The following is a 14,807-nucleotide window of genomic DNA, read 5'->3' as shown; positions in this document are numbered from 1 at the left end:
GAAGCCCGAGAGAGACGCGACATGACGACCGACCCCGCCCTGCAAGCCGAGAATATCCTCATCCTCGATTTCGGCAGCCAAGTGACCCAGCTTATTGCTCGCCGCGTGCGCGAAGCCGGGGTTTACTGCGAGGTGATGCCCTTCAATACCGATCCGGCGCGGCTGGCTGCGTTTAAGCCGAAGGGGATCATTCTGTCGGGCGGTCCGGCCTCTGTGACCTTGGAGCATACGCCGCGCGCGCCGGAGTGGGTGTATCAGCAAGGCCTGCCGATCCTTGGCATTTGCTACGGCGAACAGACGATCTGCGCGCAATTGGGCGGCACGGTGGAAAGCGGCCATCACCGCGAGTTTGGCCGGGCGGAAGTGACCGTAACCGCCCCCTGCCCGCTGTTCGACGGTATTTGGCAGGTTGGGCAAAGCTACCAAGTGTGGATGAGCCACGGCGACCGGGTAACGGCGCTGCCGCCGGGCTTTTCGGTCGTCGCCACGTCCGCCAATGCCCCCTTCGCCGCCGTCGCCGATGAAGCGCGGAAAATCTACGCAGTGCAGTTCCACCCGGAAGTGGCCCATACCCCCGATGGCGCGAAGCTGCTGGCGCGCTTCGTCAAAGATATTTGCGGCTGCCACGGCGCGTGGACGATGGCCGGGTTCCGTGAAATGATGATCGAGCGTATCCGCGCCCAGGTTGGCACGGAAAAGGTCATCTGCGGTCTTTCCGGTGGGGTAGATTCCTCCGTCGCCGCTGTCCTGATCCATCAGGCGATCGGCGACCAGCTTACCTGCGTTTTCGTCGATCACGGCTTGCTGCGCACCGGCGAGGCGGAACAGGTCGTTAGCCTGTTCCGCGACCATTACAATATTCCGCTGATCCACCGCGATGCGAGCGACCTGTTCCTGGGCGAACTTGCGGGCAAGATCGACCCGGAAGTGAAGCGCAAGACCATCGGCAAGCTGTTCATCGATGTGTTCGAAGAAGAAGCCCGCAAGATCGGCGGCGCCGCCTTCCTGGCACAAGGCACGCTATACCCCGATGTGATCGAAAGCGTCAGCTTTACCGGCGGTCCGTCCGTCACGATCAAATCGCACCATAACGTCGGCGGTCTACCCGACCGCATGAACCTCAAGCTGGTTGAGCCGTTGCGCGACCTGTTTAAGGACGAAGTGCGCGTGCTGGGCCGCGAACTGGGGCTGCCGGAAAGCCTAGTGGGCCGCCACCCCTTCCCCGGCCCCGGCCTCGCCATCCGCCTGCCGGGTACCGACATCACCCGCGAGAAGCTGGATATTCTGCGGGCCGCCGATGCGGTCTATCTCGATGAAATCCGCAAATCGGGCTTCTATGATGCGATTTGGCAGGCCTTCGCCGTGCTGCTGCCGGTGCGCACCGTGGGCGTGATGGGCGACGCCCGCACCTATGATTACGCCTGCGCCTTGCGCGCAGTAACCTCGACCGACGGGATGACCGCCGACTATTTCCCCTTCCCGCACGATTTCTTGGGGCGGGTGGCGACGCGCATCATCAACGAAGTGCGCGGGATCAATCGGGTGAGCTACGACATTACCTCGAAGCCGCCGGGGACGATTGAGTGGGAGTGAGGGGCACGAGATACGCCATAGCGCATCCCTCAATTTGCTATCCGTTGGCCATCTTAGCAGAGTTTTTGATGATGCTTCCGACCCTAGTTTTCAAACTGACGTCAACAATTGGGAAACCTGTTGTCTGTTTTAAATATTAGGTAGGGAAGAAATGTTTTTACTTAGGGTTGATTGCCTATTAATGGTAACGTGAAGGAAGAGGAAAAATTTTGTCACGTCACTTCTGATATTTCGAAGCAATCTGTTGGGGATTGAGCTATGGCAGTTTGGAAGCATATTATTGACAGGCGCTCAGGATATTTATTTAACTTGAGCGAATCGCTTCGTATTGCTGAGAATCAATATCACGATATGTTAGCTTCAGTTGACTCTGGTGCGATGATTATTGCAAGTGATTACTCTGGGCAACACAAGGAAGCCAGCCATGAAGCATATTCTTTCCTTGTTACAACTGATGAAGCGCTGAGGGAATGGTTACCATCATTAATTGAGTTCCGTAAACAATGGCTTCCGGATGGTAGACGCATTTCGTATAAGAAACTAAACGAACCGGTCCGTTGGCGGGCGCTTCCAGCTTTTTTGAATACAGTAGGAAATTTAAAGGGAAATTTAATAACAGTGCTAATTGATAAACGGATAGGAAGTTTCATGTTGGGTGGTCCGGAAGCTATTATTAGGTCATTTCCGGATTGTTTTGATGTTAATTCAAATCGTGGCACCGTAGAGAAGATGCTTCGACTTGCTAGTTTTGTTGCTTTTATATTGGCGGGATTGCGTAGCGAAAATCAAATTTCGAATTGGATAAGTGATCATGACGAGGCTCTTGATAGTCATGACAAGCGAGAAAAATTCGCACGCCTAGCCAGCTACCTCACCTTTGGCTTCACAGGCTGGCGGCAGCCAGCAGATCACCAATTCGGAACCACAGAGTCACCTATTGCTCCTTATTGGTCGGAGGACGTCGCTGCGATAGCAGATCTTGCGGCCGGCGCATATTGTCAATTAAGTAGGTTTCTTCCTGCTTTTCTGGGGGTGGAGGCTTGGTTGATCAAATTGGACGCAAGCAACATTGAAAGTCGCCGTGCTAGTACTATTGGTAATTGGTTAGCCACAAATCGAGGTTCTTTCAAGCACGCCCTACTCTGGCTTGAACAGGATGAGAAAGGAGCTATCCGGGCTTCTACCCAGGCATTTATTGGGCATTAGACTTGGTATGAATAGTAAGCATATAATGGCGTGTAGTGGCGTTTCTTTGAAAGGGTTCGGCAATGCCAACCAGTATCATCATCCGCCCTGCGCGTCCGACCGACTATGATCAGTGGAAACCGCTTTGGGACGGGTATAATGCTTTTTACGGTCGGGCCGGGGCGACGGCGCTGCCGGAGGAGATTACCCGTACCACGTGGCAGCGGTTTTTCGATGCCTATGAGCCGATGCACGCCCTGGTCGCTGAGGCGGAGGGGCGGTTGATCGGCCTGACCCATTATCTCTATCACCGCACGACCGTTGCCATCGGGCCGAACTGCTATTTGCAAGATCTGTTTACGGCAGAAGCCGCGCGCGGTCGCGGCGTTGGGGAAGCCCTGATCCGCGCCGTTTATGCTGACGCGGCCAAGGCGGGCGCGGCGCGGGTGTATTGGCAAACCCATGAGACGAATATCACCGCCCAGCGCCTCTATGACCGACTTGCCGAGAAATCTGGGTTTATCGTCTACCGTCATGCGTAAGCTGGGGCACGGGGCGATGCGGGCGGCGCGACATGATCTGGTCGAAGGGTTGGCCTTTACCGATGAAGGCGTCGGCCCGGCCGTGCTCGTGCTGCACGGCGGGTTCGGTGGGATCGACCAGGGGGCGATTTTAGCCGAGGCCGCCCTACCGCCGGATCGGGCGTTTCGGCGGATTATTGTCGCCCGCCCGGGGTATTTTGCCTCCGCCTTGGCAGGCCGGGAAACGCCGGTAGCCCAAGCCGATGCCTATGCGGCGCTGTTGCGCCGCCTCGGGATCACCGCGTGTCTCGTCGTGGCGATTTCGGCGGGTGGGCCGTCGGCGCTGCAGTTCGGCCTTAGGCACCCGGACCTGTGCCGGGGGCTTGTGTTGATTTCGGCCTGTGCCGGTCCTCTGCCGGTGCCGGAGGCGGCGCTGAAACGGCTGAAACGCTTCAAACTCTTCGCGCGGCTGCCCGGTCTTGCTGCCTTAGGCCGTTGGGCGCTGCGGCGAAATCCTCGCCGGGCAGCGGCGCGCGGGATCAGCGACCCCGATCTTTGTGCGGCCACTCTGGCCGATCCAGTGGCCGGGCCGCTGCTCGCCCGTTTGCAGCGAAGCGTGATGACGGCGATCCCGCAGCGGTTGCCCGGCACCTTGAACGATATCGCCGCCTGTCAGGGTTTCACCCTGCCCGCCGCCCTGCCGCTTACCGCACCGCTTTTGCTGCTGCATGGGACGGCGGACCCGATCGTCCCCGTCGATCAGGCCCGCGCGTTAGCCGACCGTCTGCCGCAAGCGCGGTTTGTCCCCCTAACGGGGGCCGAACATATGGCTCTATTCAGCCATCTGCATCCGATCCGGCAGACGGTCGCCGCTTTTCTCGACGCGCTGTAAGGCTTAACCGAGCAGCGCAGCCTTATGGGCCTCCAGGAACGCCCTAACAGTTTGTGGCGCCTGCCCGGTCAGGGTTTGATAGTCGCCGGTCAGCAGGTCGAAATTTCCGGCCTGAGTATTGGCATCCGCCGACGCCAGGGCCGTTGCCAGAAACGGCGGCAGGCCTGCGCTTTCAAGCCCTGCGGCAAAGGCGGCATTGGGCACCTGCTGCACGGTAATCGCCTTACCCGTCACGGCGCTGACCTGGGCGGCAACCTCGGCAATCGTCAGGGATTCCGGGCCGGTCAGCGTCAGAATAGCGTTTCCGGCGGGTGGATTGGCCAGCGCGGCGGCGGCGGCCCGGGCGCAATCATTGCGGCTAATGTTGGGCGTCCGCCCCTCGCCCGTCGCCGTGTACCAGGTGCCGGTCGCCAGCACATGGGGCAGCGAGAGGAGATAATTATCCGTGTACCAGGAATTGCGCAGGATCGTATAGCGCACCCCGCTGGCCTGAATGGCTTTTTCAGTCCCCAGATGATCGGGGGCAAAGGTCACGAGCGAGTTAGCCGGGTTCGGCATCGACGTGTAGACGATATGCGCCACTCCCGCTTTCGCCGCCGCCGCAACGGCGGCTGATTGCTGCTGAAGGCGTTTGCCCGGCACAGCGAGTTCGGAGGTGGAGATGATCAGCACCCGATTAACCCCCTGGAACGCCTGCACCAAGGCTGCCGGATTGTCGAAATCCGCTGCGCGGATTTCAACGCCCTTGGCGGTTAGATCGGCCAAGGCCGCCGGATTGCGGGTGGCCGCGATGATATCGGTCGGCGCGACACCATAGGTCGTCAGCAGATGCTGAAGCACGCCCCGACCAAGCTGGCCGGTTGCGCCGGTCACGAGAAGTTTTGCCATGATGATTTCCTAGGCACGATGCGGTAAGAGATAAAACGAGATGTGCTCTCAAAAAGAGACTTGCTCTATAAAGGTAATTTATCGCGCTCTGAAAAGAGGGCAGTTTTTTGGCCCTTGGTTATCGAAAAGGAACCCCCCGTCATGGCAACGCGTCCCCCCCTCAGCACCCGCCTGCCGCTCGTTGACCTGTCCGAGGTATGCCCGGTGCGCGACGTGATGGATCCGATTGCTGGAAAATGGGCGATGCTGCTACTCGATGCGTTGGCGGAACACCCCTACCGCTTTGCCGAACTGCGCCGCCTTGTCCCGGATATTTCCCAACGAATGCTCTCGCAGACCCTTCGCACTCTGCAACGTGACGGTTATATCGAACGTCGGGTTTTCCCGACCAAACCGCCGGGGGTGGAATATCGCCTAACGCCGCTTGGCCATTCGCTCTATCAAGCGCTTGTTCCGGCGTTGAATTGGGCCGAAGAAAACCATCAGACGATCCGGGATGCCCGGCGACAGTTTGACGCAGAAACTGCGGAAGCAATGGACCCATTGGACGCTTAATAGTAACTGATCTTGTAACGGTATCGCTGCACCCCTATGTCAGCCTCTCCGCCGATTAACGGCGTTCACTAATGAGAGGCCCGTCATGCTGCTCGAAAAACTCAACTGGCGTTACGCGACGAAAAAGATGGATACGGCGAAGGCCGTGCCGCAGGATAAGGTGGACCGGATCATCGAAGCCGTTCGTCTCGCCCCGACCTCGAGCGGTTTGCAGCCGTTCGAAGTGATCGTCGTCACCAACCCGGAGGTGCGTGAAAAGATCAAGGCGATTGCCTGGAATCAGGCCCAGATTACTGATGGCTCGCACCTGTTGGTTTTCGCCGCCTGGGACACCTACACGGCGGACCGGATCAACAGCATGTTCGATTTTGTGAACCAAGAGCGGAATTTTACCAGCGAGGGCTGGGAAAATTACCGCAAGATGCTGCTGAACACCTATCCGCAGCGCGACGCCCAGGTGAATTTCGAACATGCGGCGCGACAGGCCTATATCGGCCTTGGGCTGGCGTTGACCGCTGCCGCCTTTGAAGGTGTCGATTCGACCCCGATGGAGGGGTTCGAGCCGGATAAACTCGATGAGATTCTGGGGCTGCGCGCGCGGGGTCTGCGGTCGGTGGCGATCCTGCCGCTCGGTTACCGCGAGGTGGAGAAGGATTGGCTGGCACCGCTGAAGAAAGTTCGCCGTCCGCGCGATCAATTCGTGACTGAAGTGGCCTAACCGGGAACCGGGGCGGCGCAGTCTCGACTCGCTTTCGCCGCAAAGATCGCGAATAGTCTCGGCCTTGATTTTCTAAGCGCTTGAGGCCGCAATGACCGACCCCGCCCCGAAACCCGCCGGTTATATCAAGCTGCTGCTCGATTTTGGGCCGCTGCTGCTGTTTTTCATCACCTATGGCCGGAGCGATTTGTTGACGGCCACCGGGGTGCTGGTGGTGGCGTCGGTCATCTGCTTTGCCGTGCTCTGGCGGCTGGAGCGGCGGGTGCCGGTCATGCCGCTGTTGAATGTGGTGCTGGTCGTCATCTTTGGCGGCCTGACCCTGCTGTTGGCCGATGAAACCTTCATTAAAATGAAGCCGACGCTGATCTATGGGCTATTCGCCCTTCTCTTGGCGGGGGGCCGCCTGCTTGGGCGTCAGCCTTTGCAAATCGCTTTCGGTCCGATGCTCTCCTTAACAGAAAAAGGCTGGACGCTGCTCACCTGGCGTTGGGCGGCCTTCTTCGTCTGTCTCGCCGGGATTAATGAGATCGCTTGGCGTATTTTAACGACTGATCAATGGGTTATGCTGAAAACCTTTGGCTTCATCCCGATCGTGCTGGTCTTTGCCCTGGCGCAAACCCCTCTCATGACTCGCTATAAAAGCACCGACGAGTCGGAATCGGCTGGAATATAAGAGATTTTTTTGTTTCAAATTAAAAGCGTTTGCTAAGTGTGGTTGCCTTCCGGGGCGAAAAGGCGCACAACAGACAGGAACCCGCTCTGCGCTTTCTGCAAATCGGGTATGGTAAGGGATGGTAGCGGCAGCCTGTGAGCGTTGCCGGATGACTCACTTCGAGGACCCGATGCAATATACAGTCGATATCAAAGACAATAGCGCCAAGATCAAAATTACGGGGCGGCTGACCTTTAAATTTCATCGGGAATATAAAGAATTCCTTGATGAACTTCTGAAAAACAAGGTCGGCTCCTACGAATTCGACCTGAGCGGCGTCGAGTTCATCGATTCGGCTGGCCTGGGAATGCTGCTGATTGCCAAGCAGAAGGCGCAAGTTTTCAATGCGGCGGTGGTGCTTCAGCGCCCGCCAGAAAATGTGCGCCGCATGCTTGAAGTCGCAAAATTCGACAAGATATTTACCATTCAATCATAGGGTCAGCCCTAGGATTGGCGGGTGACTCACTCCTTTGACACGCGGTCGGCGCTTGCGCGGCCCAATTCGTCGGACGAACACGGAGGCTCTGTGTCCCTCTCCCCATTCTCATCGGTGAGTCTGGTTGCGGACGGACTATCGCGCGAAGCTCTGGAAGCTCTTTCGCTAGAGACTTTCGGGGAAAAGCGCGTGGAAACCGACCCTGTGGCGGCGCGCACCGCGAGCGCCCTGCGGCATAGCACTATGTCTAGCCTGGGGAGTGGAAGCCGTCGCCGCATCCGGGTTATGGGGGATCGGATCAGCGAAGCCCGCATGATGGCTGCCGTTCAGGAACTACCAGCCTTCTGTTTTGAAGCGGGGCTTGCGCCGGGGCAATTGGCCGCTTTTTGCCGCTTGGCGGCCCGGCGCGGCACTTTTATTGGCCTCTGCCTCTCGACTTCCACCGCCTATCGGGTGGAGCCGGCGGCGGCGATTGCTGCCGCGCTGACCGAAACGGGCTTTTTCAACGAATCGCTGATTTGGCGCATTGAAGTTGCTTTGGCCGAAGCAATGGCCAACGCGCTGTTGCACGGCAATCTGGAAGCCAATAAGGATTTGCGCGCGAGCGGCGATGCTTACGCCGATTATGTCGATCACCTCGACCATCGCCTGCATGATGATAGTTTTGCCAGCCGCTCGGTCTGCCTGTTTGCCCGCATGTCGGCGGGCTGGCTGACGCTGGAAGTGCTGGACGAAGGGCATGGGTTCGAAAAAACGCGCCGGGTTGCCGCCGAACCGCACGACGACGAAGATGCCTTCGGTCTGCCTAGCGGGCGTGGCCTGCTCGTTACCTCGGCCATGGCGGACCGAATTCGGCACCGCAATGGCGGGCGCAGGCTCGACCTGGGCTTTGCCGTCGTTGCATAATGCCGCAGCGCCGAAACAGTCAGGACTGACGCTCATGCCCCGGACTTTTCTTGTTCTTACCGCCACGGCGGCAGTTGGTCTTCTGTCGATAACGGCGCACGCCCAACAGGCGCTGCCAACGATTGGCGGCACGGCCTCGGGGGCCGACAGCACCGCCGCGCGGGAACGGGCCGCCTCCTCCGCGATTGAACAGCAGGTAGAATATCGCACCAGCCTGCAGCGGGATTTGGCGGCGCGCGAACAGATGCTGCGCACCAGCGAAAAAGACCTGGAGGCGCGCAAACTTCGCCTGCGCAATACGCATCAGGAACTGCTGGCAACGGCCCAAAAGGTGCAGGAACAGGCGGCGAAACTGAAGGCGGCCGAATCGGCCGCCGCCGCCCCGGCGTCGGACGCAACCGATGCCCAGGCCACCGAGGGCGCCGCCCCGGCCGAACAAGCCCCCGCCGACGCGGTTGATCCAAGCGCCGTCAAGCGGCTCTCCAAGGATCTGGAAGTCCAATCCTATGAAATCCAGGTTGCAAGTGCGCAAATTAAGCGCCTGCAACAGGATGTGGACTATCTGCGCGGCGTGATCGCCCAAATGTCGGGCGCTCGCCGGTAGTTATTTAACGAGCGACAGCGCGCGCGCATCAAGGTAAGCGAGAAGCTCCGCTAGGCTTCTTTCCTGCCGAAGTTTCTGCCGTCCGCTCATCAAAACATAATCGGTTTGCCGCCCGCTGGCCCGCTTAACAATGCTGTAGAGCGGCAGTTCAAACGACGAGCGGAAAATAGAGAACATGGCAACGCCATTGCCCATGTCGATGGCATAGTCCCGCCACTCCCCCCGGGAAACGCGACGGCTATAGAGATTAAGAATTTCCTGAAGCTCGGCCCGATTGAACGTCACCCGGTGACGGTTCGGCCTGAAGTCGGACAGATGGATCAGCCCGGTCATGCGTGGCGAACTCTCCCTTCGGCGACCGGGGCGTTACCCCCGGCTTTTCAGAGATTGTTACCGAAGCATGACGGATCGGGCTGGGGGCGTCCAGCCCCTATTCGCGGCCCAATTGATCGGCCATATCCTGAAAAGAAATCAGGTTAGACGCGACCAGGGCATAAATGCCGAGGAAAACGACCGTCGAAATGATTGTTGTCCAGAGCACTTTATACAGAATATGCGGGTTATCCGGGGCGCCCGCCATCGCGCCTTCAACCTTTTGGCTGGCGGGAGTTACGCGCCACGGCAGAACAGCGAAAAGCACGACCCACCAGGTGATAACGTAAACGACGACCCCGGAAACCCAATTCATTTTAAGCTGCCACCTGTTCCAATTCGACCAACGTCCCGCAGAAATCCTTCGGATGTAGGAACAGCACCGGCAGTCCGTGCGCGCCGATCTTCGGTTCACCGTCGCCCAGCACGCGCGCACCCTGGGCTTTCAGGTGATCCCGCGCGGCTAGAATATCGGTTACCTCGTAACAGACATGATGCATGCCGCCCGCCGGATTCTTCGCCAGAAACCCGGCAATGGGCGAATTTTCGCCCAAGGGATGCAGCAGTTCGATCTTCGTATTGGGCAACATCACGAAAACCGTCGTTACCCCATGTTCCGGCAGATCGACCGGGGCCGATACCGTCGCGCCGAGGCCAGTGCTATAGAGCGCACTCGCCGCAGCCAGATCCGGTACGACGATGGCGACATGGTTCAAGCGTCCGATCATTCTTGGCATCCCTCCCCAGGGTTTAAAGACGAATGAGATGGACCTCTGTTACCGGCTTCAACCCGATGGCGCTATGGACAATGCGCCGCACTGCCGCCTTTACCGCGTCGCGCAGCACCGTATCCTCCCCGCCCCGACCACTGGCAGCGAAGGTTTCCACCACATCCTCGATGGCATCAAGCGCCTTATCGATCAGGATTTGCGCCTCGTCCTGCTCGGCATCGACCAGCCCGTGCAGGGTCAGCACCGGATCGGTCTGTAAGTTCCCGCGCTTATCGAGCACAAGGGTGGCGACCGCCATACCATTATAGGTCATGCGCAGGCGCTGCTTCAGCTCCGCCCCGCCCAGGGGAACCAACCGGCTGCCATCGACCGCAAGGCGCCCGGTCGGAACCTTGTCGAGCACCATCGGCTCACCCGGCGCAAGGCGCAGCACGTCGCCGTTTTCAACGACGACGGCGGTGGGCACCTGGCACTCGCGAGCGAGCTCGGCATGCTCGTAAAGATGGCGCAGTTCGCCATGCACGGGCACGGCGATCTTCGGGCGGGTTAGCGCATACATCCGGGCCAATTCGTCGCGCGCCGGATGGCCGGAGACATGGATGAAGTGGTCCTGCTCCGTCACCACTTCGATGCCCTGCTTGATCAGCTTATCGTGCAGGCGCCCGATGGATTTCTCGTTCCCTGGAATGATGCGGGAGGAGAAAATGACCGCATCGCCCTCTTCCAGCACGACATGGGGGTGATCGTTGGCCGCGATCCGGGCAAGGGCCGCACGCTGTTCGCCCTGGCTGCCGGTGCAGAGCAGCAGCACTTCTTCGGGCGGTAAATACCCAACCTCGTCCTCGGAGACCAGCGGCGGCAGATCGGCAAGATAGCCATTTTCCCGCGCGCTTTCGACCATCCGGTGCAGCGAGCGCCCAACCAGCGCCACCCGCCGCCCGTGGGCAGCGGCGGCCATGACAATGCTCTCCAACCGCGCGACGTTAGAGGCGAAACAGGCGACGGCAACCCGGTTGTTAAACTGGCCGATCAACTCCGTCAGGCTGGCACGCACCGCGGCTTCCGATCCGGCTTCGCCCGGTTTGAAGACATTGGTGGAATCGCCGACCAGGGCCAGAATGCCTTTATCGCCCAAAGCCTTCAGCGTGTCGAAGTCGGTGACTTGACCGACCAAAGGCTCGGGATCGAATTTCCAATCCCCCGTGTGCAGCACGGTGCCGACGGGCGTGTGGATCGCCAGGGCGTTCGGTTCGGGGATCGAATGCGTCAGGGTGATCATCTGGAAGCGGAACGGCCCCAGGCTGAAATCCCCCGACAGGGGAACCTCGTGGATCACCACGTCGCGCGCCAACCCATATTCAGGCAGCTTACGGCGCAGAACACTGGCCGTGAACGGCGTACAATAGATCGGCGGCGCGCCCAGGCGGCGCCACAGGTGCGGAACCGCGCCGATATGATCTTCATGGGCATGGGTCAGCACGATCCCCAGCAAGGCATCGCGCCGTTCGGCGATGAAGACCGGATCGGGCATGATCACGTCGATCGATGGCTGACTATCGTCGCCGAAGGTCACACCAAGATCAACCATCACCCATTGGCCGTTGTAGCCGAAGAGGTTGAGGTTCATCCCGATCTCCCCCGCGCCCCCCAATGGCAGGAAGAGAAGTTCGCCGCGGGCGGCAATGGCGGAGTGCAAGGGGGTGCCGTCGATCATGATTCCAAACGATTATGCTGATAGAGTGTCACGAGACCGCGCATGATGAGATCGCGGTCGATATGGGTTATATGGTCCGTCGCGCCCGCAAACATAGGGGCAAGCCCCCCAGTTGCAACAACGGGGACATTCTGTCCAAGCTCGGCGCGCATCCGCTGCACCAACCCTTCGATCATGCCGATATAGCCCCAAAAGACGCCGGACTGCATGGCCGGGACCGTACTGCGGGCGATCACGGTCGGGGTGGGGCGGATGGCGACGCGCGGCAGTTTGGCGGCGGCCATATAAAGCGCTTGCAGCGACAGGTTGATCCCTGGGGCGATAACGCCGCCGGCAAAATTCCCATCTGCATCAACCACATCAAAGGTCGTTGCGGTACCGAAATCAACGACGATCAGCGGGCAACCATAGGTATCGCGCGCCGCCAGCGCGGTGACGAGCCGGTCTGCCCCAACCTCCTCCGGTCGGTCGGTCGCGGCGCGAATGGTCATCTTCACCGATGGGTCGCCAACAATCAACGGCAAGCCATTGAAATACTTACGACATAGGCCGGTGAGATTAAACAGCGCTTCCGGCACCACGGTTGCCACGATACTGGCCGTAACCATACTGCGGTCGATCCCGTCGAGCGCCATCAACTGGGTCAGCCAAACGGCATATTCGTCGGCCGTGCGGCGCGGATCGGTGGCGATACGCCAGGAATTGCAGACCTCGGTTCCGTCGATCAGCGCAAATTCGGTATTGGTATTCCCGGCGTCAATGGCCAGCAGCATGGCTGAAATCCTAAGCGAGAATCACATCACCCGCCGGAATGGCGCGCAGACCATCGGCGGTTTGCAGGCGCAGATGCCCATCCTCCCCCAACCCGTCGAACGTGCCCTTCAGCACCGTTTCGGGGGCGAGACGAACCGTAAGCGGCGTTCCAATGGGATGAGCGACGGCCTGCCAATCGGCGCGGATACTGGCGAACCCCTCCTGCCGCCATTGGCGCAAGGTTTCAGCGAGCCGAAGGGCAATCGCTTCCGTCGCCTCGTCCCGGTCTACCGGGCCGGTCGCCCGGGGGGGCAGGCTGGTCGCCGGATAGGGGGTATCGGTCGGCGCGGTGCGCAGATTGAGGCCTAGCCCAAGCACGGCGGGTTTCCCAGCATAAGGCACTTCGAGCAATAGCCCGGCGAGCTTCGCCCCATCGAGCAAGACATCGTTCGGCCATTTCAGTCGAAGCCCCGCCCCAGGAATAAGATCGGCAATGGCCCGCCAAACGGCGAGCCCTGCGACGAACGATAGGTTCGCCGTTTCGGCCAAGCGCGGCGCCGGGTCAATCAGGATAGACATGTAGAGGTTGCCGGGCGGGCTACGCCACGGGCGGCCTTGCCGCCCCCGGCCGGAGACTTGTTCGCGCGCCCGCAGGATCAGGCCTTCGCCCTCCCCCTCTAAAAGCGCTTGCGTCGCCAGCTCCATCGTGCTGGCGACGCTGTCGAAATCCTGCAACCGCCACCCGGGCGGTAAAGTTAGAGCCGACAGATCAGCCCCCGATCACGAGGGCCGAAACGCGCGCCGCCGTCGAAATCACTGCCGACGGATAGACCCAGAACAACAGCGTGACAAGGCAGGTGCTGCCCGCTACCAGGGCAACGCCCGGGGCCATCTTATCGAAGGTCACCGACGGTTGATCGAAGTACATGACCTTGATCACGCGCAGGTAATAGAAGGCCCCAACGACGCTGGCGAGAACACCAATGATTGCCAGCGCAAAAAGATCGGCCTGCACCGCGGCCCGGAAGACGTAAAACTTCGAGAAGAAGCCCGCGAGCGGCGGAATCCCGGCCATCGAGAACATGAATAACGCCAAGGCCAGGGCAACCAGCGGCTGGGTGCGCGACAGGCCGGCGAGATCGTCGATATTCTCCACCGCCTGCCCCTTCACACGCATGGCAATGATGCAGGCGAAGGTGCCGAGACCCATGACGACGTAAACGGCGAGATAGACGAGCACCCCCAGGATACCATCGGCATTCGCCGCCGCCAAACCGACCAGGGTGAAGCCCATGTGGCCGATGGAGCTATAGGCCATCAGGCGCTTGATGTTCTTCTGATTGATCGCGGCAACCGAGCCGAAAACCATCGAGGCGATAGAGACGAAAACAATCACCTGCTGCCACTGGGCGACCATGCCCCCGAACGGTCCGGTCAGCACCTGGACCAGCAGCCCCATCGCGGCAACCTTCGGCGCAGCGGCGAAGAAGCTCGCGACCGGCGTCGGCGCGCCTTCGTACACATCCGGCGTCCACATATGGAACGGCACGGCGGAAACCTTGAAGGCCAGCGCGGCGATGACGAAGACAAGGCCGATGACAACGCCCGTCGGCGGATGATCGGTTAGTTGCGGGGCCAGCAGCGTAAAGTTCGTGCTGCCACCATAACCGTAGACCAGTGAAATCCCGTAGAGCAGCAGGCCCGAGGACAGAGCGCCGAGCACGAAGTACTTGAGGCCCGCTTCCGTCGATTTCGCATTGTCGCGATGGATTGAGGCGATGACATAGAGTGCCAGCGACTGCATTTCGAGACCCATATAGAGGGTCATTAGGTCGGAGGCGCTGACCATCAACAGCATGCCGACCGTGGCCAGGACCACCAGCACCGGATATTCGAAGCGGGCGATCTTCTCCTTCTCGAAGAAGTCGGTCGACAAGACCAGCGCTAGGGCCGAACCGAGCAGGATCAGCACTTTCAAGAAGGCCGTGAAGGCGCTGACGTGGATCAGCCCATTGAACGCTACGCGGCCACTATCGCCATAGGGCAAGAGCACCACGAAAAGGGCAGTCACGGCGAAGGCAAACAGCGCCCCCACCGTCGTGCCGCGCACGGCCCGCTGCCCTTTGCTGAACGCCCCGGCCATCAACAGCACCAGCGACGCTAAGGCCAGGAAGAGTTCGGGGACGACGATCGCCAGTTCGGCTTTGTCTAGAACGATGCTCATCTT

18 protein-coding genes are annotated in these 14,807 nt (G+C 59.9%); 10 read left to right on the top strand and 8 right to left on the bottom strand.

Going from position 1 to position 14,807, the window contains the following annotated elements:
• Positions 1 to 21: 21 nt before the first annotated feature.
• From guaA to CHR90_RS09725, 4 genes are all read left to right on the top strand, one after another.
• On the top strand, positions 22 to 1,593 hold the full coding sequence (guaA, locus tag CHR90_RS09735) for a glutamine-hydrolyzing GMP synthase (RefSeq protein WP_094408812.1): 1,572 nt from the start codon (positions 22 to 24) through the stop codon (positions 1,591 to 1,593).
• Positions 1,594 to 1,851: 258 nt separating this feature from the next.
• On the top strand, positions 1,852 to 2,799 hold the full coding sequence (locus tag CHR90_RS19210) for a hypothetical protein (protein ID WP_141210917.1): 948 nt from the start codon (positions 1,852 to 1,854) through the stop codon (positions 2,797 to 2,799).
• A gap of 62 nt (positions 2,800 to 2,861) precedes the next feature.
• On the top strand, positions 2,862 to 3,320 hold the full coding sequence (locus tag CHR90_RS09730) for a GNAT family N-acetyltransferase (protein ID WP_094408811.1): 459 nt from the start codon (positions 2,862 to 2,864) through the stop codon (positions 3,318 to 3,320).
• Positions 3,313 to 4,191 (top strand): alpha/beta fold hydrolase, encoded by an 879-nt coding sequence (locus tag CHR90_RS09725; protein ID WP_170941364.1) that lies wholly within the window; start codon positions 3,313 to 3,315, stop codon positions 4,189 to 4,191. Before CHR90_RS09730 ends, CHR90_RS09725 begins: the two co-directional genes overlap by 8 nt.
• A 3-nt stretch (positions 4,192 to 4,194) precedes the next feature.
• Here the strand turns inward: CHR90_RS09725 and CHR90_RS09720 are convergent, their stop codons facing one another.
• Positions 4,195 to 5,079: an SDR family oxidoreductase gene (locus CHR90_RS09720; protein ID WP_212668664.1), complete on the bottom strand. Its 885-nt coding sequence runs from the start codon at positions 5,077 to 5,079 to the stop codon at positions 4,195 to 4,197.
• Between the two features lie 141 nt (positions 5,080 to 5,220).
• Between CHR90_RS09720 and CHR90_RS09715 the strand changes: the two genes are divergently transcribed.
• The 6 genes from CHR90_RS09715 to CHR90_RS09690 all read left to right on the top strand — a co-directional run bounded on the left by CHR90_RS09715 (position 5,221) and on the right by CHR90_RS09690 (position 9,010).
• Complete coding sequence (locus CHR90_RS09715) at positions 5,221 to 5,634, top strand: winged helix-turn-helix transcriptional regulator (protein WP_094408808.1); 414 nt, start codon at positions 5,221 to 5,223, stop codon at positions 5,632 to 5,634.
• Between the two features lie 85 nt (positions 5,635 to 5,719).
• Positions 5,720 to 6,352: an NAD(P)H-dependent oxidoreductase gene (locus tag CHR90_RS09710; protein WP_094408807.1), complete on the top strand. Its 633-nt coding sequence runs from the start codon at positions 5,720 to 5,722 to the stop codon at positions 6,350 to 6,352.
• Between the two features lie 91 nt (positions 6,353 to 6,443).
• Entirely contained in the window at positions 6,444 to 7,025 is a 582-nt protein-coding gene (locus CHR90_RS09705) for a septation protein A (protein ID WP_094408806.1), read from the top strand.
• A gap of 148 nt (positions 7,026 to 7,173) precedes the next feature.
• Positions 7,174 to 7,500: an STAS domain-containing protein gene (locus CHR90_RS09700; protein ID WP_170941363.1), complete on the top strand. Its 327-nt coding sequence runs from the start codon at positions 7,174 to 7,176 to the stop codon at positions 7,498 to 7,500.
• Positions 7,501 to 7,689: 189 nt separating this feature from the next.
• Entirely contained in the window at positions 7,690 to 8,406 is a 717-nt protein-coding gene (locus tag CHR90_RS09695; protein WP_141210916.1) for an ATP-binding protein, read from the top strand.
• Between the two features lie 34 nt (positions 8,407 to 8,440).
• Positions 8,441 to 9,010, top strand: coding sequence for a hypothetical protein (locus CHR90_RS09690; RefSeq protein WP_094408803.1), 570 nt, complete (start codon positions 8,441 to 8,443; stop codon positions 9,008 to 9,010).
• Here CHR90_RS09690 and CHR90_RS09685 read toward each other — a convergent pair whose 3' ends face one another.
• The 7 genes from CHR90_RS09685 to nuoN all read right to left on the bottom strand — a co-directional run bounded on the left by CHR90_RS09685 (position 9,011) and on the right by nuoN (position 14,804).
• Positions 9,011 to 9,343, bottom strand: coding sequence for a DUF2794 domain-containing protein (locus CHR90_RS09685; protein ID WP_094408802.1), 333 nt, complete (start codon positions 9,341 to 9,343; stop codon positions 9,011 to 9,013).
• A 97-nt stretch (positions 9,344 to 9,440) separates the two neighbouring features.
• Positions 9,441 to 9,698 carry a DUF1467 family protein gene (locus CHR90_RS09680; RefSeq protein ID WP_094408801.1) on the bottom strand — a complete coding sequence of 86 codons (258 nt, stop codon included), beginning with the start codon at positions 9,696 to 9,698 and terminating at the stop codon, positions 9,441 to 9,443.
• A gap of 1 nt (position 9,699) precedes the next feature.
• Complete coding sequence (gene mce / locus CHR90_RS09675) at positions 9,700 to 10,110, bottom strand: methylmalonyl-CoA epimerase (protein ID WP_094408800.1); 411 nt, start codon at positions 10,108 to 10,110, stop codon at positions 9,700 to 9,702.
• A 22-nt stretch (positions 10,111 to 10,132) separates the two neighbouring features.
• Positions 10,133 to 11,827, bottom strand: a complete 1,695-nt coding sequence (locus tag CHR90_RS09670) for a ribonuclease J (RefSeq protein ID WP_094408799.1) — start codon at positions 11,825 to 11,827, stop codon at positions 10,133 to 10,135.
• Positions 11,824 to 12,600 (bottom strand): type III pantothenate kinase, encoded by a 777-nt coding sequence (locus CHR90_RS09665; RefSeq protein ID WP_094408798.1) that lies wholly within the window; start codon positions 12,598 to 12,600, stop codon positions 11,824 to 11,826. The genes CHR90_RS09670 and CHR90_RS09665 overlap by 4 nt, the downstream gene beginning before the upstream one ends.
• A 10-nt stretch (positions 12,601 to 12,610) precedes the next feature.
• On the bottom strand, positions 12,611 to 13,315 hold the full coding sequence (locus CHR90_RS09660) for a biotin--[acetyl-CoA-carboxylase] ligase (protein WP_212668663.1): 705 nt from the start codon (positions 13,313 to 13,315) through the stop codon (positions 12,611 to 12,613).
• A gap of 34 nt (positions 13,316 to 13,349) precedes the next feature.
• Complete coding sequence (nuoN, locus tag CHR90_RS09655; RefSeq protein ID WP_094408797.1) at positions 13,350 to 14,804, bottom strand: NADH-quinone oxidoreductase subunit NuoN; 1,455 nt, start codon at positions 14,802 to 14,804, stop codon at positions 13,350 to 13,352.
• Between the last annotated feature and the right edge of the window lie 3 nt (positions 14,805 to 14,807).

The sequence above is a fragment of the Elstera cyanobacteriorum genome, assembly GCF_002251735.1.
Classification (GTDB): Bacteria; Pseudomonadota; Alphaproteobacteria; order Elsterales; family Elsteraceae; genus Elstera; species Elstera cyanobacteriorum.
The sequence above is the reverse complement of the archived record's forward strand: the minus strand, read 5'-3'. Positions and strand labels throughout refer to the sequence as shown.